The sequence below is a fragment of the Streptomyces rishiriensis genome, assembly GCF_003112535.1.
GTDB lineage: Bacteria > Actinomycetota > Actinomycetes > Streptomycetales > Streptomycetaceae > Streptomyces > Streptomyces rishiriensis.
Genome location: NZ_BEWA01000012.1, coordinates 329,678 through 351,750, shown reverse-complemented (window position 1 = coordinate 351,750; position 22,073 = coordinate 329,678). Strand labels below are relative to the sequence as shown.

The 22,073-nt window shown below is 73.0% G+C and carries 14 protein-coding genes; 7 read left to right on the top strand and 7 right to left on the bottom strand.

From position 1 onward, the window contains the following. The first annotated feature begins 222 nt into the window (after positions 1–222). Both Sri02f_RS20865 and Sri02f_RS20860 read left to right on the top strand, forming a co-directional pair. Positions 223–630 carry an ATP-binding protein gene (locus tag Sri02f_RS20865; protein ID WP_109002832.1) on the top strand — a complete coding sequence of 136 codons (408 nt, stop codon included), beginning with the start codon at positions 223–225 and terminating at the stop codon, positions 628–630. A 271-nt stretch (positions 631–901) separates the two neighbouring features. Continuing rightward, positions 902–3,550: a SpoIIE family protein phosphatase gene (locus tag Sri02f_RS20860; protein ID WP_109002831.1), complete on the top strand. Its 2,649-nt coding sequence runs from the start codon at positions 902–904 to the stop codon at positions 3,548–3,550. Between the two features lie 7 nt (positions 3,551–3,557). Here Sri02f_RS20860 and Sri02f_RS20855 read toward each other — a convergent pair whose 3' ends face one another. Further along, positions 3,558–5,441, bottom strand: coding sequence for a hypothetical protein (locus tag Sri02f_RS20855; RefSeq protein ID WP_159106757.1), 1,884 nt, complete (start codon positions 5,439–5,441; stop codon positions 3,558–3,560). Positions 5,442–5,532: 91 nt separating this feature from the next. Here Sri02f_RS20855 and Sri02f_RS20850 point away from each other — a divergent pair, with 91 nt between their 5' ends. Continuing rightward, a complete protein-coding gene (locus Sri02f_RS20850; protein ID WP_245970708.1) occupies positions 5,533–6,747 on the top strand; it encodes a hypothetical protein in 1,215 nt (404 codons plus the stop codon). A gap of 155 nt (positions 6,748–6,902) precedes the next feature. Here Sri02f_RS20850 and Sri02f_RS20845 read toward each other — a convergent pair whose 3' ends face one another. The 4 genes from Sri02f_RS20845 to Sri02f_RS20830 are packed head-to-tail and all read right to left on the bottom strand — an operon-like array spanning position 6,903 to position 10,794. Continuing rightward, the gene (locus Sri02f_RS20845) at positions 6,903–7,673 is read right to left on the bottom strand and encodes a succinate dehydrogenase/fumarate reductase iron-sulfur subunit (RefSeq protein ID WP_109002829.1); all 771 of its coding nucleotides are present in this window, start codon (positions 7,671–7,673) and stop codon (positions 6,903–6,905) included. Beyond that, positions 7,670–9,607 carry a fumarate reductase/succinate dehydrogenase flavoprotein subunit gene (locus Sri02f_RS20840; protein ID WP_109002828.1) on the bottom strand — a complete coding sequence of 646 codons (1,938 nt, stop codon included), beginning with the start codon at positions 9,605–9,607 and terminating at the stop codon, positions 7,670–7,672. The genes Sri02f_RS20845 and Sri02f_RS20840 overlap by 4 nt, the downstream gene beginning before the upstream one ends. Positions 9,608–9,639: 32 nt before the next feature. Beyond that, positions 9,640–10,473, bottom strand: coding sequence for a succinate dehydrogenase subunit SdhC (sdhC, locus tag Sri02f_RS20835; RefSeq protein ID WP_109002827.1), 834 nt, complete (start codon positions 10,471–10,473; stop codon positions 9,640–9,642). Positions 10,474–10,503: 30 nt separating this feature from the next. Next, the gene (locus Sri02f_RS20830) at positions 10,504–10,794 is read right to left on the bottom strand and encodes an Rv0250c family protein (RefSeq protein WP_069768174.1); all 291 of its coding nucleotides are present in this window, start codon (positions 10,792–10,794) and stop codon (positions 10,504–10,506) included. Between the two features lie 280 nt (positions 10,795–11,074). On the opposite strand from Sri02f_RS20830, the gene Sri02f_RS20825 reads away from it, so the two are divergent. Both Sri02f_RS20825 and typA read left to right on the top strand, forming a co-directional pair. Continuing rightward, positions 11,075–13,498, top strand: coding sequence for an ABC transporter family substrate-binding protein (locus tag Sri02f_RS20825; RefSeq protein ID WP_109002826.1), 2,424 nt, complete (start codon positions 11,075–11,077; stop codon positions 13,496–13,498). A 231-nt stretch (positions 13,499–13,729) separates the two neighbouring features. Further along, the gene (gene typA, locus Sri02f_RS20820; RefSeq protein ID WP_109002825.1) at positions 13,730–15,637 is read left to right on the top strand and encodes a translational GTPase TypA; all 1,908 of its coding nucleotides are present in this window, start codon (positions 13,730–13,732) and stop codon (positions 15,635–15,637) included. An 85-nt stretch (positions 15,638–15,722) separates the two neighbouring features. Here typA and Sri02f_RS20815 read toward each other — a convergent pair whose 3' ends face one another. Continuing rightward, on the bottom strand, positions 15,723–16,460 hold the full coding sequence (locus Sri02f_RS20815; RefSeq protein WP_109003189.1) for a class I SAM-dependent methyltransferase: 738 nt from the start codon (positions 16,458–16,460) through the stop codon (positions 15,723–15,725). 181 nt (positions 16,461–16,641) lie between these two features. On the opposite strand from Sri02f_RS20815, the gene Sri02f_RS20810 reads away from it, so the two are divergent. Next, positions 16,642–17,148, top strand: a complete 507-nt coding sequence (locus tag Sri02f_RS20810; RefSeq protein ID WP_109003188.1) for a DinB family protein — start codon at positions 16,642–16,644, stop codon at positions 17,146–17,148. 438 nt (positions 17,149–17,586) lie between these two features. Then, positions 17,587–21,159 carry an AfsR/SARP family transcriptional regulator gene (locus tag Sri02f_RS20805; protein WP_109002824.1) on the top strand — a complete coding sequence of 1,191 codons (3,573 nt, stop codon included), beginning with the start codon at positions 17,587–17,589 and terminating at the stop codon, positions 21,157–21,159. Between the two features lie 22 nt (positions 21,160–21,181). Here the strand turns inward: Sri02f_RS20805 and Sri02f_RS20800 are convergent, their stop codons facing one another. Then, positions 21,182–22,033 carry an AfsR/SARP family transcriptional regulator gene (locus Sri02f_RS20800; RefSeq protein ID WP_245970707.1) on the bottom strand — a complete coding sequence of 284 codons (852 nt, stop codon included), beginning with the start codon at positions 22,031–22,033 and terminating at the stop codon, positions 21,182–21,184. Positions 22,034–22,073: the final 40 nt, after the last annotated feature.

Here is a 22,073-nt window from a genome sequence, read left to right as displayed (position 1 = left end):
GATGACCCTCGTCGGCGGTCGGCGGTCGGCGGTCGGCGGTCGGCGGTCGGCGGAGCACTTCTGGGGGCGCGTCGGTGGGGCGCGTCGGTGGGTGGAGTGGTGGCGGGGTGTACGCCGTTCGTGCCACTGTGCGCCCTGCCGAGCGGTACTGGCTCCTGGATATCGGGTATGTGCCCATTAACCCCACGAAACCGGACATGGGTGTAGTCGCTGGGCTGGGAAGTGATCGGCGTGATCGACACCGAGGGCGACCGAGCCGAGTGGTCGTTTCCCGCGGAGCCCGGTGCCGTGCGCACCGCCCGCCGCGCCGTCCGGAACCAGTTGCGCCACTGGGACCTCGACAGCGTGGGCGACATCGCGGCTCTGCTGGTCAGCGAGCTGGTGACCAACGCTCTTCGGCACGCGACCGGTCCCATCGGTGTTCGTCTGGTCCGCCCGGCGCACCTGGAGGGCGTGCTCCTGGTCGAGGTGTCCGACCCGCTGCCGGACCCGCCGCGCGAGCGGGTCGCCCGGCCCGACGACGAGAGCGGGCGCGGGCTGCAGCTCGTGGCCTCCTCCGCGCGCCGTTGGGGCACCCGCCCCGGGGGCGCCGGCAAGACGGTGTGGTTCGAGCTCGCGGTGCCGGGTTGACGGGACGTGACGGGGGGATGACCCCCGTGTACGGCGGGGCTCCCGCCGTCACCTGTCCGGTGCCGGTCCGCGACCCGTGCCGCAAGGTGTGATTCGACCACGTGCCCGCTGGTTAGAAGACTGGAAGTGTTGTCGCGGGACGGGCCAAAAAACGCCTGGACCGTGCTGTGATCGTGAACACCGTGTCGTGCGGACCCGTAGTGCTGGATACTGCGGGCAGCCGCCGCCGGTGACCGGTGCCGGACGCGGTGAGCTGGAGGGGACGGTTCGCGTGAGCGAGATACCAGCGAAGGCCACGGAGTCCGAGGACCCGTCGGGCGGCGCGAGGGCGAAGGCCGCGGGTGCGCTCGCCGCCGACGCCCTGCACGGCGTCGCCGACGGGGAGGGCGAAGCGGCGACGCCCGGTGACGCCATGTGGCAGAGCAGCCCGCCCGGCTCGATCTACGACTACATCAAGGTCGCCTCGTTCTCCATCGGTCCCGACGGCCTCGTCGACCAGTGGAGTCTGCGCGCCGAGCAGATCTTCGGCATCCCCGCCGAGCGGGCCGTCGGCATGGATCCCATCGACGCGTTCATCGACCCCGATCTGCGCGAACGCGGTCAGCGCAAGATGGCCGAGATCCTCGACGGGCGGGAGTGGACCGGTGTGGTCCCCTTTCGGATGCCCGATCCGGTGCCCGGCGGCGGGCGGGGCGAGAAGGGCCTCGCCGAGGTCTACGTCATGCCGACGCGCAGTCTGGACGGCGAGAAGGCGGCCGTGTGCATCGTCGTCGACGTCCGCACGCTCCGCAGCATCGAGACCGACCTCGCCGCCTCGCAGGCGATTTTCGGTCAATCCCCGTTCGGCTTCCTGCTGATCGACCCCGACCTGCGGGTCCGCCGCGCCAACCACCGGTTCGCCTCCATCTTCGGCGGCACCCCCGACGAACACCACGGCAAGGGCGTCCACGACTACCTGCCCCGGGCCGAGGCCGAGCGGGTCAGCGCCACGCTGCGCCGGGTCCTGGAGACCGGTGACTCCATCACGGACATGCACGTCACCGGGTTCGTCCCGGGCTCCGACGAACGCCGGCACTGGTCGATCAACCTGTACCGGGTGCACAGCGGCAGCGGCCGCCCCATCGGCATCGCCTGGCTCGGCACCGACATCACCGCCCGTCGCGCCGCCGCCCGCGAGGCCGCCGCAGCACGGCGCAATCTCGCCCTCCTGAACGACGCGGGAGCCCGCATAGGGAACTCCCTCGACCTGGAGACGACCGCGCGCGAGCTCCTCGACGTGGTCGTGCCCGGCTTCTGCGACCTGGCCACCGTGGACCTCTACCAGGGGCTCCTGGCCGGCGACGAGACACCGCCCGGCCTCGCCGACGGCAGCGCGGAACTGCGCCGGGTCGCCTTCTCCTCCGCCGTCTCCGACGCTCCCTTCCCCGGAGCGGGCGCGCCCGTCGCGGTCGGCGCGGTCCACCACTTCCCGTTCAACTCGCCCTGCGCGGACGCGCTGCGCACCGCCCGCCCGCAGACCATCCCCGGCGAGGAGGGAGGCCTCGTGCAGTCCACCCTCGCCGTCCCGATGGTCGCCCACGACACCGTCGTCGGCCTCGCGCAGTTCTCGCGGACCAAGGGCAGCGAGCCGTTCGGCGACCGGGACCGCGATCTGGCCGTGGAGCTCGCGGCGCGGGCGGCGGTCTGCATCGACAACGCCCGCCTGTACCGGCGCGAGCACGAAAGGGCGTTGATGCTGCAGCGGTCGCTGCTGCCGCCCGGCGACCCGGTGGCGTCGGGCCTGGACATCGCCTGCCGTTACCTTCCCGGCAACGTCTCGATGGGCCGGCCCAGCGAGGTCGGCGGCGACTGGTTCGACGTCATCGAACTGCCCGGCCACCGTACGGCGCTGGTGGTGGGCGACGTGATGGGCCGCGGTCTGCGGGCCGCGGTCGCGATGGGCGAACTGCGCACGGCGGTGCGCACGCTGGCCCTGCTCGACCTCGAACCGGCCGAGGTGCTCTCCGCGTTGGACGAGATCGCCCGCGGGCTCGGCACCCCGGGCGGCGTCCAGCAGGCCACCCGGGCCGCCCGCCGGCCCCGCGAGGCCGACCTGTCCGAGGTGTACCTCGCGACCTGCGTGTACGCGGTCTACGACTCGGTGACCCGGCGCTGCACCTTCGCCAACGCGGGCCATCTGCCCCCGGTCCTCGTCGAGCCCGGCGAGCCGGCCCTGATGCTCGACGTGCCGCCGGGCATGCCGCTCGGCGTCGGCGGCGAACCCTTCGAGGAGGTGGAGGTCGACCTCCCCGAGGGCGCGCTGCTGGCGCTCTACACGGACGGCCTGGTCGAATCCCGCGACCATCCCCTGGACGAGGGCCTCAACGCGTTCGTAGGGGCTCTCACCGACCCCTCCGCCCCGCTGGAGGACGTCTGCGACCACGTGCTCAACACCCTCGACTCGCACCACGGCGAGGACGACATCGCACTGCTGATGGCGCGGGTGCAGGGGCTGCCCGCCGACTCGGTCGGCGACTGGACGCTGCCGCGCGAGCCGCGCAGCGTGGGGCGGGCTCGGGAGTACGCGCGGGGCCAGTTGCTGTCCTGGGGCCTCGAAGCGCTCGTCGACACGACGGAACTGCTGGTCAGTGAGCTGGTCACGAACGCGCTGCGTTACGGCGAGGGGGAGATCAGACTGCGGCTGCTGCTGGACCGCACCCTGGTGTGCGAGGTCTGGGACGCGGGCCTCGTCCAGCCGCGCCGCCGCCGAGCCCGGGACACCGACGAGGGCGGCCGGGGCCTGCAGCTCGTGGGGCTGCTCTCGGCGGCCTGGGGCTCGCGCCGTACGCCGCGCGGCAAGACGGTGTGGTTCGAACTGCCCCTGCCCGACGGCGAGACGACGCTGACGGACCCGGCGGAAGCCCTGCTGAGCCTGTTCTGACGGGCGCTCACCCACCGGCGGCGGCCGCGGCCGGTCCGGCGAAGCCCGCGGGCGTCCCGCCGTCGGGATCCTCGGCCGGGACGACGCCGCCGAGGACGGCGCCGCCGACGCCGGCCGTGTGGTCCGGCCCGCCGTAGGGGTTTCCGTGCGCCCGGACGTCCAGTTCGGCCAGCTCCCGCGCCTCCAGGGCGAGGGCGTCGGCGGGTGCGAGGTCCGCCGGGTCCCGGGTCGCGAGGAGCCGCTGCGCCTCCGCGAGCCGGGTGCGCGCGAGCGCGCCCACCGCGCCCCGGTGCGTCTCGACGAAGTCGGCGGCGGCGGCGGTGGCGCTCCGGGCGGCGATCAGCGCGGCGGTCTGCAGCGTCTCGTCCCGCCCCGACGCGAGCGACGCGGTGGCCCGTACGATCCGCCGCAGCACCGCGACCGGATCCCAGCCCGCTTCACGCGGCCCCCGCCCAGCGGCGTCCGGCCCAGCGGTGTCCGGCTCGTCGGTGTCCGGCCCAGCGGTGTCCGGCCCGTCGGCGTCCGGTGCGGGCGGGTCCTGTCGGTGCGGGTCCCGCCGGTGTGAGTCCGGCCCGGCGGCTCGGCTGCCGGGCTTCCTGGCCGGTGGCTGGAGGTCCGGCAGTTGGCGTCGGATCGAGGCGAGCGTGGTGTCGGCCTGGAGCAGCCGGGCGGGCAGCAGCTCCGGGGAGGCGTCGGCCGGCGCGACGGCCACCTGCCGCCCCTGCCCCGCCCCGGCCTCCGTCGCCGCCCCGGCCCCGCCCCCATGCGCCCCGCTTTCCGTTTCTCCGTGCTCGTGCTCGTGCTCGTGCGCTGCCCCTGCCCGAGCCCCTGCCCGGGCCCGGGACACCTCCGCCTCCGCCGCCGCGAGGGCGACCGGCGCCGCCCGCTCGGCCGCTCGCAGCTCGGCGGCCAGCCGGTCGACGCCCTCCAGGAGGACGGCGGCCTGGTCTATGCCGCCCTCCGCGGCGAGGAGTTGCCGGGCCGCCCGCACCGGCTGCGCCGAATCGGCCGACTGGCGCGCCTCGTTCAGCCGGACGGTGGCGAACAGGAGCCGGTCCTTGGCCTGCTCGACGCTTCCGACGACGCCTGCGGTGGCGGTGGGCGCGTACCGGGCCCGCAACTCGGCGAGGACGGCTTCCGCGGCCCCCGCCCGCCCGGTCAGCTCCCGGAACCGGCCCTCGGCGACCACGAGGGCCTCACCCGACGCCCGGCCCGGCTCCCGCAGCCCCTCGAACGCCGCGGACGCCGCGTCCAGCAGTGCCTGCGCCTCCGCGCACCGGCCGACGATCCCGGCGAGCGCGTGTCCCCGGGCGGCCTCCTCCTGCGGCACCCCCTCGTCGTACCGCTGCCGCATCCGGAACGCGGCGGCCAGTTCGGCGCCGGCCTCGTCGACGGTCCGGCGGAAGCGCGCGGTGTCCTGCGGCGCGAACAGCTGTTCGGCGAAGCCGAGTTCGCAGCGGGCCGCCCGGATCCGGTCGTCGGCCGCGACCAGCGCGGCACAGGCCTCCTCGTCGAGGGCGGCGGGCTGCGGCGGCGACTGCCCGGACGGAGGGCGGCTCGCCCCGCCGGGCGTCGTCCGGCCGCGGGTGCGTCTGACCCGGCGTATGTAGGCGTATCCGGCCGCCGCACCGGCCGTCCCGACGGCCACCAGCGGCAGCACCAGATCGACGGTGGACCTCCCGCCCTCCCCGGCGGTGACGGCGACGGCGGTCGTGCTCGCGGCCGGCGTCGGCTCCTTGATCGCAACCGGAACGCCCGCACCGGACGTCATCTCTGGCAACACCAGCCACATGACCCCGACCGCACCGCCCAGCACGGTATGGGCCACCCGTACGGACAGGTGCGAGCCGGTTCGCCGGGGCCGGCCTCGACGAGGCTGCGAAGAGGTCACATTTGCGAGCGTATGGCCGCGAATGCGGGCACGCGAGCGGGATGCACCCGACTCGGGGGCCGTGGGGCGGAACGACACGGGAGGGGGCCCGATGGAACGACCACCGGGACGGACGACCGCACAGACCGAGGCCGACACCGAGGCCGACACCGAGGCCGACACCGAGGCCGACACCGAGCCCGACACCGAGCCCGACACCGAGGCCGACACCAGGGCCGACACCAGGGCCGACACCAGGGCCGACACCAGGGCCGACACGGAGGCTGAGACCGAGACCGCCACCGAGACCGCGCGGGGGAAGCGGTGGAGCCGGTGGCTGCGCCGGGGGGCGTTCGTCGTCGTGCTGCTCGTCCTCGTGCCGGTGCTGGTCGCCGAGGCCGCGCTGCGCGTGAACTACCTGGGCGATCCGGCCGAGGGCACGCGCACCCGGGGCAAGGACGCCCTCTGGCTGGGTCACGCCTGGGTCGACGGCCGCAAGACGGACGCGGACGTCCGGGCGCTGGGCCGCCGTCTGCGGGACACCGGCATCCGGGACCTCTACGTGCACGCCGGTCCGCTGGAGCACGACGGCACGCTGCCCGCGTCCGCCTACGCCCGTGCGGGCCGGTTCATCGCCGCCGTGCACCGGGAAGCGCCGAAGCTCCGCGTCCAGGCCTGGCTGGGCGACGTGCTCGCCAGTGAGAGCCCGGACGGCATGCGCCTGGAGCGTGCGGCGACCCGGGCCGCCGTCGTGCGGTCGGCCCGGGAGGTCCTCGCGGTCGGCTTCGAGGGCGCGCACTTCGACCTCGAACCCCTCCACTCCGGCGACGGCGACTACCTCGCCCTGCTCGACGCCCTGCGCGCCGTCACCCGCGCCCGGCACGCCCAGCTCTCCGTCGCCGCCCACCAGATCGACCCGGTGCCCGGCTTCCACTCGTTCTGGGGCACGACCACCGGGCACCCCAAGTGGTGGTCGCAGCAGTTCTTCGGCGAGGTCGCCCGCCGCGTCGACCAGATCGCCGTCATGTCGTACGACACCATGCAGCCGCTGCAGAGCACCTACGGCGGCTATGTCGCCCAGCAGACCTCGCTCGCCCTGGAGGTCACCCCGGCCTCCACCGACCTGTTGATGGGGCTGCCCTTCTACCGTGAGAACCGGTTCGGCCACTGGGCGCACGCGGAGACCGTCGCCGCCGCCGTCCGGGGCGTCCGGCTGGGGCTGTCACGGACCGACGCCGACCGCGCGAACTTCGGGGTCGCGGCGTACGTGGACTTCGCGGCGACGGAGACCGACTGGCGTGCGTACCGCAGCGGTTGGGTCCGGTAGGCGGACGGGCTTTTCTCCGTCCACCCGGCTTTTGCCCACCCCGCCTCTCGCCCACCCGGTTTTCTGCCCACCGATGAGCGCCGTGGGCCTGGGCCTGTTCATGTTCCCGGGCCCGCCGGCCGCCGGCCGGGCGGCGGTGGACTTCTGCCTCCCGTCTACGAAGGCCGCCTCCTGATCTTCGAGCCCAGCCACACCAGCGGGTCGTACTTGCGGTCGACCGCCCGCTCCTTCAGCGGGATCAGCGCGTTGTCCGTGATCCTGATGCCCTCGGGGCAGACCTCGGTGCAGCACTTGGTGATGTTGCAGTAGCCGAGACCGTGCTCGTCCTGGGCCGTGCGTCTGCGGTCCAGGCCGCTCTCCTCGGCCGCGTCCAGCGGGTGCATGTCCAGCTCGGCGACCCGCATGAGGAAGCGCGGGCCCGCGAAGGCCGTCTTGTTCTCCTCGTGGTCGCGCACGACATGGCAGGTGTCCTGGCACAGGAAGCACTCGATGCACTTGCGGAACTCCTGCGACCGGTCCACGTCCTCCTGGAACATCCGGTACTCGCCCGGTCCGACCCCTTCGGGCGGCACGAACGCCGGGACCTCCCGCGCCTTCTGATAGTTGAAGCCCACGTCCGTGACCAGATCGCGGATCACGGGGAAGGCGCGCAGGGGAGTGACGGTGATCGTCTCCGCGCGGTCGAAGACCGACATACGGGTCATGCACAGCAGCCGGGGACGCCCGTTGACCTCCGCCGAGCAGGAACCGCACTTGCCCGCCTTGCAGTTCCAGCGGACGGCGAGATCGGGCGCCTGGGTGGACTGGAGCCGGTGGACGATGTCCAGGACCACCTCGCCGTCGTTGACCTCGATGGTGAAGTCCTCCAGGCCCCCGCCCCGCACGTCGCCCCGCCACACCCTGAAGTGGGCGTCGTAGCTGCTCATTCGTACAGCTCCTCTTCGGTGAGGTACTTGACCAGCTCCTCCTTCTCGAAAAGGGCGAGCAGGTCGGGGCGGATGGGGTCGGTGGTCTCCCGCACGAGCCGGATCTGCCCGTCCTCGGGGTCGACCACCGGCGGGCCGTCGGCCGGATCGGCCGGCACGCACAGCAGGTTGACGTTGCGCCAGGCGCGTTCCATCGCCGGGTGGTCCTCGCGGGTGTGGCCGCCGCGCGACTCGGTGCGTTCCAGAGCCGCCCGTGCCACGCACTCGCTGACCAGCAGCATGTTCCGCAGGTCGAGGGCCAGGTGCCAGCCGGGGTTGAACTGGCGGTGGCCCTCGACGCCGGCCCGCCGGGCCCGGATCCGCAGCTGCGCCAGCTTGAGCAGGGCCTGCTTCATCTCGCCCTCCCGGCGGATGATGCCGACCAGGTCGTTCATGGTCTGCTGCAGCTCCTGGTGGACCGCGTACGGGTTCTCCGGGGGGCCGGCCACGGGCTCCTCGCCGGCCGCCTCGGCGGAGAAGGGGCGCAGGGCCTCCGCGGCCGCCGCGTCCACCTGGGCGTCGTCCACCCGCGGCCGTCCGGTCGTCGCCGCGGCGTGCCCGGCCGCGTGCAGGCCCGCCCGCCGGCCGAACACCAGGAGGTCGGAGAGGGAGTTGCCGCCGAGCCGGTTGGAGCCGTGCATGCCGCCGGCCACCTCGCCGGCCGCGAACAGGCCGGGCACCCCGCGCGCGGCCGCGGTGTCGGAGTCGACCGCGATGCCGCCCATCACGTAGTGGCAGGTCGGGCCGACCTCCATCGCCTCGGCGGTGATGTCGACGTCCGCCAGCTCCTTGAACTGGTGGTACATCGAGGGCAGCCGCCGACGGATCACCTCGGCGGGCATGCGCGTCGACACGTCCAGGAAGACCCCGCCGTGCGGGGAGCCGCGGCCGGCCTTCACCTCCGAGTTGATGGCGCGGGCCACCTCGTCGCGGGGGAGCAGCTCGGGGGGACGCCGGTTGTGGTCCGGGTCCTCGTACCAGCGGTCGCCCTCCTCCTCGGACTCGGCGTACTTCTCCTTGAAGACGTCCGGGACGTAGTCGAACATGAACCGCTTGCCCTCGGAGTTGCGCAGCACCCCGCCGTCGCCGCGGACGGACTCCGTGACGAGGATGCCCTTGACCGACGGCGGCCAGACCATGCCCGTGGGGTGGAACTGCACGAACTCCATGTTGAGCAGGGGGGCTCCGGCGAGCAGCGCCAGCGCGTGGCCGTCGCCGGTGTACTCCCACGAGTTCGACGTCACCTTGAAGGACTTGCCGATGCCGCCGGTGGCGATCACCACGGCCGGCGCCTGCAGGACGAAGAAGCGGCCGGTCTCGCGCTCGTAGGCGAAGACGCCGCTCACCCGGGAGCCGTCCTTGAGGACCCGGGTGACCGTGCACTCCTGGAAGACCTTCAGCCGGGACTCGTAGTCGCCGGTCTCCTCGTGGTCCTCCTGCTGCAGCGAGACGATCTTCTGCTGGAGGGTGCGGATCAGCTCCAGGCCGGTGCGGTCGCCGACGTGGGCGAGGCGCGGGTACTCGTGGCCGCCGAAGTTGCGCTGGGAGATGCGGCCGTCCTTGGTGCGGTCGAACAGCGCTCCCCAGGTCTCCAGCTCCCAGACCCGGTCCGGGGCCTCCTGGGCGTGCAGCTCCGCCATCCGCCACTGGTTGAGGAACTTGCCGCCGCGCAGGGTGTCGCGGAAGTGGACCTGCCAGCTGTCGTGCTCGTTGGCGTTGGCCATCGCCGCCGCGATGCCGCCCTCGGCCATCACCGTGTGCGCCTTGCCGAACAGCGACTTGCAGATGACGGCCGTGCGGGCGCCCCGCTCTCGTGCCTCGATGGCGGCGCGCAGCCCGGCGCCCCCCGCCCCGACCACGACGACGTCCCACTCCTGGCGGTCGACCACGGACATCAGCAGGCCCCGCTCATCAGGTTCGGCAGCATCTAGAAAAACCTCGGATCGTCGAAGACACCGGACGCGACGAGATACACGTAGAAGTCCGCGAGCGCCACGCTGATCAGCGACGCCCAGGCCAGCAGCATGTGGCGGGCGTTGAGTCGGCCGACGAACTGCCAGGCCCGGTAGCGCACGGGGTGCTTGGAGAAGTGCTTCAGCTTGCCGCCGACGATGTGCCGGCAGGAGTGGCAGGAGATCGTGTACGCCCAGATCAGGGTGATGTTGAGCAGGAAGACGAGGGTGCCCAGGCCCATGTGGCCCCACGCGTAGTGCTCGTCGCGGAAGGAGAGCACCGTGTCGTACGTGAGGATCCCGGCGACGAGGATCGCCGCGTAGAAGAAGTACCGGTGGATGTTCTGCAGGATGAGCGGGAAGCGGGTCTCGCCGGTGTACTTCTGGTGCGGCTCGGCGACCGCGCAGGCCGGGGGCGAGGCCCAGAAGCCCCGGTAGTAGGCCTTGCGGTAGTAGTAGCAGGTCAGCCGGAAGCCGAGCGGGAAGATCAGGATGATGATCGCCGGGGAGATGCCCCACCAGCCGCCGAAGAGGTCGGTGTTCGGGCCCGCGTGCATGGGCCGGCAGTTCTGCGCCAGACAGGGCGAGTAGAACGGCGAGACGTACGGCGCCGCGTAGTAGTCGGCATTCGCGAAGGCCCGCCAGGTCGAGTAGGCGATGAACGCCAGCAGGCCGGCCGCGGTGGCGGCGGGGGCCAGCCACCAGCGGTCGGTCCGCAGATGGGGCGCGGCGATCGCGGCGCGGCCGGCGCCGCGTACGCCGCTCGGAGGACGGGGGTCGGTGGGTGGGGGTTCCGTGCCAGTGGCCAACTCAGGACTCCGGTCGGGTCGGGGCTCGGGTCAGGGTGCGTGCCGGTGCCGGGCGCCGAGTCCCTCGTCGTCGGTGTCGATCCACAGGGAGTCGTCGTAGGGGGTGTCGGGGATGGTGACGAGCTCGGGCCGGCGCGGCGCGGCGGGCTGGGCCGCCGCCTCGCGCAGCAGCGCGACGCTCTCCTTGAGGTGACCGGCGTCGGCGCGGACGCGGCGCATCTCCAGGCCGCCGCTGCCGAGCTGCTGTTCCAGTCGGTCGACGGACCGGGTGAGGTCGTCGAGGCAGCGCTGGACCGCTGTCAGGTCGTCGTGCACGGACATGCCATGACCTCGCTTCCGTGGGCGTCTCGCCCGGGACGGCAACGTTCATGCGCCTGCGAGTGTTGCGCGTCACACCGGTGGATGTGAAGGCGTGTGCAGCGATTGGCGGATGCGGAAGGGGTGCGTTGCTCCGCACGAGTGGCCTTGGACGGCCCCGCCGCCGTGTCGCCGTCGGCAGGCGAACCGTTTCCCTTTCAGTGGGCCGTAGATCTGATGAACACCAAAATACCGCCAAATGTGATCAGAACGCACCGGCAGCGGCTCACCGGAGGTACCAGAGATGTCCCACCACGGCGTCGGCCCGCGCGCGGTGACGCGCTCGGTCGCCTTCCTCACCGCAGGCGTGCTCGCGGTGCCCCTGCTGACGGGCTGCGGTTCACCCGACGAGGCCGGCCGGCCCCTGGCCCGCCAGGACGTCGCCCGGGCCGCCCGCGCATCCGTCGCCGAGGGCGGCACACTGCGCTGGGCGGTGGACGCCGTCCCGGAGACTTTCAACACCTTCCAGTCGGACGCCGACGCCACGACCGCGCAGGTCGCCCAGGCCGTGCTGCCGTCCATGTTCCGGATGGACGCCAACGGCCGGCCGCAGCGTGACGCCGACTACCTGGAGTCCGCGAAGGTCGTCGCCACCGAGCCCAAGCAGGTCGTGCTGTACAAGCTCAACCAGCAGGCCGTCTGGAGCGACGGCCGGGAGATCGGCGCCGCCGACTTCGCCGCCCAGTGGCGGGCTCTGTCGGGCAAGGACAGCGCGTACTGGACCGCACGCAACGCCGGCTACGACCGCATCGAGAAGATCGAGCGCGGAGCCAACGACCTGGAGGTCAGGGTCACCTTCAGCCGGACCTACGCCGACTGGAGGTCGCTGTTCTCCCCGCTGTACCCGAAGGACGTCATGGGCACGCCCGACGCCTTCAACGACGGCGCGCGGCGCAAGCTGAAGGTGACGGCCGGGCCGTTCGCCGTGAAGAAGGTCGACCGCAAGAAGAAGCAGGTGAGCCTCGTCCGCAACCCCCGCTGGTGGGGGAAGCCGGCCAAGCTCTCGGAGATCGTGCTGACGGCCGTCCCGAGGGACGAGCGGACGTCCGCGCTGGCCGCCGGGAAGATCGACCTGGCCGAGATCGATCCGTCCGACGCGCAGAACCTCGACGGCGCCGCGAAGGGCACGGCCGGACCGCCCGCCGGCTCCGGACCCGCCGGCGTGGAGGCCCTGCGGAAATGGGCCCTCGCCCACGGCATCGACACGGCCAAGGACGCGTCCGACGACGAGTCCGACGAGCAGTCCGACGACGGGTCCGACGACGGGTCCGACGACGGGTCCGGCGACGAGGGGAAGTCCTCGGACGGGGCCGCGGGCGCGGACGGGGCCAAGGCCCGCGCGAAGCTGACCAAGGCGATCGCGAAGTGGGAGAGCCGGCAGAAGGCGCTGCGCGCGTTCGAGGTGCGCAGATCGCTGGAGCCCGCCTACACCCAGCTGGCCCTGAACGGCTCGCAGGGGCCGCTGGCGGACGAGCGGGTGCGGCGGGCCGTGGCCCGCGCCCTGGACCGCAAGGAGCTGGCCAAGGTCGTCCTGAAGCCGCTGGGGCTGCCCGCGGAGCCCGTGGGCAGCCATCTGGCCCTGGCCGGGCAGGACGCCTACGCCGACGCCAGCGGAGCGCTCGGCGGGCAGGACACGGCCGAGGCGCAGGCGCTCCTCGCGGACGCCGGCTGGGTGGCCGGGGGCCCCGTCAAGGGCAAGGACAAGGGTGAGAAGGCGGCCGGCTCGGCGGGCGAGAAGACGGACGGATCCGCCGACAAGAAGACCGACGGTTCCTCGGGCAAGAAGTCGAAGGGTTCCTCGGGCGAGAAGTCGGAGGGTTCCTCGGGCGAGAAGTCGGACGACGACGGCACGTACGTCGTCGGCGAGGACGACAAGGCGCCCATCGAGACCGGCCGTGACGAGCGGTACCACGCCGCGAAGAACGAGACCGGCGGGCAGCGGCTCGCCCAGGACGGCAAGCAGTACAAGGGGCCGCACCAGGGAGGCGCCCCCGGCGCCTACGCCCCGATGGGCACCGCCGCGCCCCGGACCGACGCGGAGCTGCAGGCCGGCGCCGCTCCGAAGGGCGGCGCCACGCCCGTCGGCGCCCCGGCCAAGGCGCTGGCCAAGGACGGCAAGGCGCTCGACCTGCGGTTCGTGCTGCCGTCCGGCCCGGGGTCGCAGTCCCTGGAGACGGTCGCCGAGCGGATCACGAAGATGCTCGCGAAGGTCGGCATCCGCACCGAGATCACCAAGGTCTCGGACGCGAGCTACTTCAAGGACCACATCGCGTCCGGCGAGTACGACCTGGCCCTGTACTCCTGGCCCGCGTCCGCCTTCCCGGCCACCGACGCCCGGCCGATCTACGCCAAGCCGCGGCCGGCCGCCGACGGCTCCCTGGCCGTGGAGCAGAACTACACCAGGGTCGGCACCGACCAGGTCGATCAGCTGTTCGCCCAGGCGCTCGCGACCCTGGACCGGGACGAGGCCCGCTCGCTGATCCGCAAGGCGGACTCGCGCATCTGGGCGGCCGCCGGATCGATTCCCCTCTACCAGCGGCCGCAGCTCACGGCCGTGCGGAAGAACGTGGTGAACGCGGGCTCCTTCGGTTTCCAGACGCCCGTCTACGAGGACATGGGCTTCCTGAAGAAGGGCGCGAAGGCCGCCGGGAGCCCCGCCCGGAAGTGAGCCCTGACCGGGCCCGGAACCGGCGTGGAACCGGGCCCGGAGGTGGGCGCGGACCGGGCCCGGAGGTGACCGCGAGGTGATCGCCGGATGAACCGTGCGGCCCTGCGGAGGCCTTCCCCCGCGGGGCCACGTACGATGGGGTGAGGCCGTGGCGTGTCAAGCCCGGCAGGGCCCGCGTAACACAGACGTACGCAGCAGGGTCGCCCTCACACTCCGGGAGAACGCCGCTTTATGGCCACGCGCCACGACATTCGCAACGTAGCCATCGTCGCCCACGTCGACCACGGCAAGACGACTCTGGTCGACGCCATGCTCAAGCAGGCCGGCGCCTTCGCGGCGCACGCCGCCGAGTCGCTCGACGACCGCATGATGGACTCGAACGACCTGGAGCGTGAGAAGGGCATCACGATCCTCGCCAAGAACACGGCGGTGAAGTACCACCCCAAGGACGGGGGGGACGTCGTGACCATCAACATCATCGACACCCCCGGTCACGCCGACTTCGGCGGCGAGGTGGAGCGCGGCCTGTCGATGGTCGACGCCGTCGTGCTGCTGGTGGACGCCTCCGAGGGCCCGCTGCCGCAGACCCGCTTCGTGCTGCGCAAGGCGCTGCAGGCCCGCCTGCCCGTCATCCTGTGCATCAACAAGACGGACCGCCCGGACTCGCGCATCGACGAGGTCGTCAACGAGGCCTACGACCTCTTCCTCGACCTCGACGCCGACGAGGACCAGATCGAGTTCCCGATCGTCTACGCCTGCGCGCGGGACGGCGTCGCCTCGCTGACCAAGCCGGAGGACGGCACGGTCCCGAAGGACAGCGACAGCCTGGAGCCCTTCTTCTCCACGATCCTGTCGCACGTCCCGGCCCCCGAGTACGACGAGGAGGCCCCGCTCCAGGCGCACGTCACCAACCTGGACGCCGACAACTTCCTCGGCCGTATCGCGCTGCTGCGCGTCGAGGAGGGCGAGCTGCGCAAGGGCCAGACCGTCACGTGGATCAAGCGTGACGGCTCGATGTCCAACGTGCGCATCACCGAGCTGCTGATGACCGAGGCGCTCACCCGCAAGCCCGCCGAGAAGGCCGGCCCGGGCGACATCTGCGCCGTCGCCGGCATCCCGGAGATCATGATCGGCGAGACCCTCGCCGACCCCGAGAACCCGATCGCGCTGCCGCTCATCACGGTCGACGAGCCGGCCATCTCGATGACCATCGGCACCAACACCTCGCCGCTGGTCGGCCGGGGCGGCACCGGCAAGGGCGCGGACAACAAGGCCGCGGTCAAGGACCGCAAGGTCACCGCCCGCCAGGTCAAGGACCGCCTCGACCGCGAACTGGTCGGCAACGTCTCGCTGCGGGTCCTGGACACCGAGCGTCCCGACGCCTGGGAGGTGCAGGGCCGCGGTGAGCTGGCGCTGGCCATCCTGGTCGAGCAGATGCGCCGTGAGGGCTTCGAGCTGACCATCGGCAAGCCGCAGGTCGTCACCAAGCTCGTCGACGGCAAGGTCTACGAGCCGGTCGAGCGCATGACGATCGACGTGCCCGAGGAGCACATGGGCGCCGTCACGCAGCTCATGGGCGTCCGCAAGGGCCGGATGGACAACATGTCCAACCACGGCTCCGGCTGGGTCCGCATGGAGTTCGTGGTTCCCTCCCGCGGCCTCATCGGCTTCCGCACCGAGTTCCTCACCGGCACGCGCGGCACGGGCATCGCCCACTCCATCCACGAGGGCCACGAGCCGTGGTTCGGCACGCTGACGACCCGTAACAACGGCTCGCTCGTCGCCGACCGCGCCGGCGCCGTCACCGCGTTCGCGATGACCAACCTCCAGGAGCGCGGCGTCCTGTTCACCGACCCCGGCACCGAGGTGTACGAGGGCATGATCGTCGGCGAGAACTCGCGCTCCGACGACATGGACGTGAACATCACCAAGGAGAAGAAGCTCACGAACATGCGGTCGTCCTCGGCCGACTCGTTCGAGGCGATCGTGCCGCCGCGCAAGCTGTCGCTGGAGCAGTCCCTGGAGTTCTGCCGCGACGACGAGTGCGTCGAGGTGACCCCGGAGGCGATTCGCATCCGCAAGGTCGTCCTCGACCAGCGCGACCGGGCCCGTACGGCGAGCCGCGCCAAGCACAGCTGATCCGCGAGCAGTTCGCGGGCGGGCGCACGCGCTCGCAAGCCCGGGTTCCCTCAGGGGCCCGGGCTTTTCGCGGCCCGCCGCCGCTTCAGGCCGGCACGGCCAGGGTGATGATCTCCGGGCTCGTCGCCGTCAACGGACCCCGGGCCCAGTCCCCGTACTGCGCATCCACCCGCAGCCCCGCCTCCGCGAGGAAACGGTTCAGGGCCGCGGGCGTGAGGAAACGCAGGGTCGCGCGGCTGGTACGGCGCTCGGGCCAGTCGTCCGAGTCGAAGCTCTCCGTGAAGGTGACCCGGTCGCCGGAGGGCTCGTCCTCGACCTCGTGCCAGACCCGTACGAGGCGGCCGTGGGCGTCGGCGACCTCGCGCACCCGGTCCGGGGTCCAGGCCTGCCAGGCCCGCGCCGCCGGGTTGCGGGTCTCGAACACGAACCGTCCGCCCTCGCCCAGGGCGCACCGCACGGCCCGCAGGGCGGCGCGCAGCTCCTCGTCGCCCAGGAGCGCCTGGAAGGCGTGGCCCGTCATCGTGACGAGGTCGAACTCGCCGTTCCACAGGCGGGTACGCAGGTCCCCGAGCAGCCACTCCACGCCGGGCGCCCGGCGCCGTGCCTGAACGAGCATCGCGGCCGCCGGATCGAGACCCGTGAGCCGGCCGGGGTGGCCGTCCGCGGCGGCTCGCGCGAGGAGGCGGCCGGTGCCGCAGCCGACGTCGAGCACCGCGTCGGCCGAACTCACCAGGTCCAGATAGAAGTCGTCGTCCGGCCCCCACGGATTGATGCTGTCGTACAGCGCGGCGAGTGCGAGATCCGCGAACGAATGATCGACCACCGCGGCAGTGTGCCACAGCCCGCCGCGCGGGAAGACGAGATCCACGACATCGCGGACCCCCCCCGGCCAGCAGGCGACGCGCCGCCGGCCGAACCGGGGTGGAGTCCCGACGGGGAAATCCGCGCGGCCGCCGCCGGAACTCCCTCGACAGGGAAGCGGGGACCCGGACATGCTCGGCGGGATGACGAGAACAGACGACATGCCCACCGCCTGGGACGAACGCACCCAGCTCACCACGTTCCTCGACTACGCCCGGGACACCGTCCGCGTCAAGTGCGCGGACCTCTCCGACGCGGACGCCCGCAAGGCGCCCCTGCCGGGCTCGCCGCTGATGACCCCGAGCGGCCTGATCAGCCATCTGCGCTGGGTCGAGTACTACTGGTTCCGGGTCGTGTTCCTCGGCGAGGAGGACGAGGGTCCCTGGACCGACGACGACCCCGACCGCGAGATGCGCATCGCCGTCGGCCTCCCGCTCGCGCGCCTGCTCGACGAGTACGCCGAACACGCCGAAGAGCACCGCGTGCTGGTGGCCGGGCAGGACCTGGGCGCCCGGGCGCGGCGGCCGTCCAGCGGCGGCCGCCATGTGGACCTGCGCTGGATCCTCCTGCATCTGATCGAGGAGACGGCCCGGCACAACGGCCACCTCGACGTCCTGCGCGAGCTGATCGACGGCAGGACCGGCGTCTGAACACCGGGCGACCCGCCGCCCTGCCCGTGCACGCCGTGACCGAAGACCGCTCGACGACCCCTCGAAAGCGCGATGAAAGACCGACGAAAGACCGACGAAAGACCGACGAAAGACCGACGAAAGGACGCTGAAAGACCGACGAAAGGACGCTGAAAGACCGACGAAAGGGCGTGGAAAGGGCGTAGAAAGGGCGTTGAAGGAGCCGGGAAAGACCGTTCGCGGAGACTGGTGGTGCGGGGCGGGCGACCGACGGGGGACACGCGGCGCCCGCCCCCGCGTCGCCTCGTGCCAGCCCCGCGTCGCCTCGCGGCGGGCCACGCCGACGGCGCCCGCACCGGACGCCGGCAGTTGGCCGGATCCCGACCCCGGGCGGCCCGGAGATTCGCGTCGGCGAAGCCTCGCGTTGCTCGGCGGTCGACGCTGGACTACGTTCTGTCAATGCTCACCCCACGGCTCCGGTTCCGTCTGCTCGGACCCCTGGACGTCGAGATCGACGGACGGGCCGTCTCGCTCACCGGACGGCAACGGGCGCTGTGCGCGGTCCTCCTGCTGCACGCCAACCACGTCGTCTCCGTCGACCGGCTGATCCAGTGCCTGTGGGACGACCGTCCGCCCGGGGCCGGCGCGGCCCGCGTACGGGCGCTCGTCGCCGAGGTGCGGCGTGCTCTCGGGCCCTCGGGGCCGGACCTGCTGACCACCCGCCGCCCCGGCTACGTCATCCACGCCGGCCCGGCCGAACTGGACCTGCTGGCCTTCGAGAACCTCGTCAGGGACGGTTCGCGGGCCGCGGCCGACGGCGACTGGCGGACGGCCCGGCGCTGCGGCGAGGAGGCCCTCGAGCTGTGGCGGGACGAGCCCCTGGCCGACCTCCCGGAGGTCGCGGTGCGTGAGGCCGAGCGTCAACGCCTGGGCGAACTGCACCTGGTGGCCCGCGAGAGCGTGGCCGAGGCGGAGATCGAGACCGGCCGGCACCGGCAGGCCATCGCCGAGCTCCTGCGGCTGACCGCCGCCCACCCGCTGCGCGAACGCCCGCACGGACTGCTGATGGCCGCCCTGCACCAGGACGGCCGCAGCGCCGAGGCGCTGGAGCTGTACACCGCGCTGCGCCGGCGCATGGTGGACGAACTGGGCATGGAACCCTCCGTCGACCTCAGGGACCTGCACCAACGCCTGCTGGGCGGCGGCAGAGCCGGCGCGGTCCTCGCCGGCGGACCCGGCGTCCGCCCGTCGCGGTTTCAGCCCCGGTCGCCGTCATCCTCACGGTCGCATCCGCAGCCGCAGACACATCCGCAGGCGCCGACCGCCGCTCCCGAGCGGCCCGTGCCCCGCCAACTCCCGCCCACACCGCGCCGTTTCGTCGGCCGGGGCCGGGAACTCGACTGCCTCGACTCCTGCCTGCGCGACGCCGAACCGCTCGCCCTCATCGTCGGACCGGCGGGCGTCGGCAAGAGCGCCCTGGCGCTGAACTGGGCGCACCGGGTCGCCGACCGCTTCCCCGACGGCCAGCTCTTCCTCGACATGCGGGGCTTCGACAACGCCGAGCCGATGACCCCCGACGAGGCCCTGCCGCTCCTGCTTCAGGGCCTGGGCTGCGCCCCGCGCGACATCCCGCTGGGCGCCGAGGCGCAGACCGCGCTGTACCGGACGATGCTGGCGGACCGCCGGGTGCTGGTCGTCCTCGACGACGTGGCCGACGCGTCCTACGTACGGCGGCTGCTGCCCGCCTCGGCCGGCTCGCTCACGCTGGTGACGAGCCGTGACAAGCTCAGCGGCCTGGTCACCCTGGACGGCGGCTACCGGGTGTCCTGCGACGTCCTCGACGACGCCGCCGCGCTGGAGCTGATCAGCGGCGCGGTCGGCGCGGAGGCCGTCGCCGCCGATCCGGAGGCCGCGACCCGGCTCGTCGAACTCTGCGACCGCCTGCCTCTCGCCCTGTGCGTGGCGGGCTCCTGGATCGGCGACCGGCCAGGCAGTATCCGGGCATACGTCCGTGACCTCGCCGACCGGGGGCGACTGGCCCGGCTGCACGTCGAGGGGGAGGAGTCCGTCGCCGTACGGGCCGCGCTCGACCTGTCCTACGGGACGCTGCCCGACGACGCCCGGCTGGCCTTCCGCCGGCTGGGCACGCTGCCGGGCACCGGCCGGTCGGTCCCGGCGGCCGCCGCCGCCGCCGGGCTCGACGAACGCCGCCTGGCCGACCTGCTGCGGCTGGCCCAGCGCGTGCACCTGCTGCGCGACGTCGAGCACGGCCGCCCCGCATGGCACGACCTCGTGCACGAGTACGCCCGCGACCGCACGGCAGCCGAGGACACCCCCGACGAGCGCGAGGCCGCCGTCACCCGGGTCCTCGACCACTATCTGCAGAGCGTCGTCAACGCCGCCGCCACAGCGGGCCTGTACGTCATGCGCACCCGCCCGGGGCCCGTGGAGGGCTCGCTGCCGCGGGAGTTCGGCACGACCGAGGAGGCCTACGCCTGGTTCGACGGCGAGTGGGACGACATCGCGGCCGCGATCGGACACGCGGCCGAGCACGGCCCCGCGCCGTTCGTGTGGTGGCTGGTGGACGCCCTCCAGGACCTCTTCCACCATCGCCGGCCGCTGTCCGACTGGATGCGGCTGGCCACCCTCGCCCGGGAGGTGGCCGCGCGTCACGGGGACGAGGTCGGCCAGGCCTCCATGTGCCTGTCCCTGGGCAGCGCCCGCTGGCGCAACGGGGACCTGCGGGGCGCGCTGGCCGAGTACGAGGAGGGGGAGCAGCTGGCGCGCCGGGCCGGCTGGGCGTACGGCGAGGCCGGCAGCCTCCAGGGCAAGGGCGTGACCCTCAAGCTCCTCGGCGAGCTGCGCCGCGCACTGCCCTGCTACGACCGGGCGCTCGCGCTCTACCGCACCCTCGGGAACGTCAAGAACGAAGAGATCATGCTGATCAACACGGCGTCCCTGAACCTGGCACTGGGGCGGCTGGACGCGGCCGAGGAGGCGGCGTGCGCGGCCCTCGACCTGGTCGGCGACACGGTCCACCACAACCGGGCGATGGCACTCGTCAGCCTCGCCCAGGTGCGGCAGCGGCAGGCCCGGTTCGACGAGGCGGCGGCGGCGCTGCGCACCTGCTTCCTCGTCTCCCGCGACTCCGGCTCCACCTACACCGAGGCGGTGGCCCTGGAGGCGCTCGGCCGGGTCCGCGCCGACGCCGGCCGGGACGACCGCGCGCTCCTCGCCTACGAGGACGCCCTCGCCGTGTCCCGCCGGGTGGAGAACCGCAACTGCCAGGTCGACAGCCTGGTCGGGATCGCCTCCGTGAAACTGCGCGCGGGCCGCGCCGAGGAGACGGCCGAACACCTCGACGCCGCCTTCGACACGGCGGAGCGCACCGGCCACCGCGCGGGCCTCGTCGAGGTGCTGCTGGCCCGCGCCGACCTGGCCCGCGCCCAGGGCCGCCCCGCCGACGCCCTGGACTGCCTGGAGCGCGCCGAGGGTCTCGCCACCGACGGCACCCCCCTCGTCCTCCCCCGGATCCACCTCACCACCGCCTTGACGCTCCTGAACATCGCCACGACCACAACCACGACCACGACCACGACCACAACGGCAGTCGCAGCCGGCGCCACGGACACAGGCGCAGGCGCCGACCCGGACACCGGCACCCGCACCGGCACCGGCACCGGCACAGAGGCGGACACGGACGGCACCGGCACCGGCACCGGCACCCGTGCCCAGGCCCTGACCCGGGCCCGGGCCGAGGCGAGCCGGGCCGTCGCCCTGGCCGAGGCCTCCGGGCAGCGCCTCCTGCACGCTCACGCCCTGACGGCTCTGGCCACCGCTCACGAGGCGCACGGCGACGCCGAGTCGGCGCACACCGCCCGGGCGCGCGCCGAAGCGCTGTACCGGACGATCGGAGTACGGACCGGGCACCGGACGCCGCCGCGCCCCCTGGCGGGGCACCGGCACCGCGAGCTGCCCCAGGACGCGGAGTCGCGTCTCACCCTCTATCTGACCGAGCACTTCGAGGGCTGACCGCGGCCGTCGGCGAGGCCGCTCAGACGGACGTGGCATACGCGCTGCCGAGCCCCAGCCGGGGGTCGCGGGCGAGGATGCGTTCCTGCAGCGACCGCAGGTCCGGACCCGGCTCGCAGCCCAGGAGGTCGACCATCCGCAGGCGCAGCACCTGGAAGCAGTCCAGCGCGTCCGCCTGACGTCCGCCGCGGTGCAGGGCGAGCATCAGCAGGCCGGCGACCTTCTCGTCGAAGGGGTGCATCTCGGCGAGCCAGTGCAGCTGCGGCAGGCACTCCTCGTGGCGTCCCGCGCGCAGGTACAGCTCGGTGCTGCCGATCAGCGCCTCCCGGTGTTCGCGCCGCAGCGCCGTCCGGGCCGACTCCGCCCAGGGCGTGCGCACGTCGGAGAGCGGCTCGCCGCGCCACAGTTCGAGAGCCCGCCCGTAGAGACCGAGGGCGGTGTCGGTCTCGCCCGCGCGGGCGGTGTGCTGCGCCTGGCGGACGAGGGCGCGGAACCGCGCGGTGTCCACGGACCGCTCGTCGACGGCGAGGACGTACCCGCCCCGCCTGCGGGCCAGTTCGAAGCTCCCGGTCCGCTGCCCTTCGGCCCCCAGCGCCTTTCGCAGCCGGGTGGCCTGGATGTAGAGCGCGTCACGCGGATGCACGGGCCGACGCTCCTGCCACACCCGCTCGATCAGCGTCTCGTCGGCCACGAAGACGCCCGGAGTCCATGCCAGCGCCGCCAGCAGCAGTTTGGTGCCGTGCGGAAGCGGGAGTTTGTCACCGGAGTGGGCGCGGGCTTCCACGCAGCCCAGCAACTGGATTTCCATGCCGTACCCCCGTACCTCGAACCACTTGAGACACCACTGTGCGCGCGGGGTGTTCGGGTGGCGCATGGATGCTGCACGGAAGGACGCCGACCGGCCGGGCGCGGGC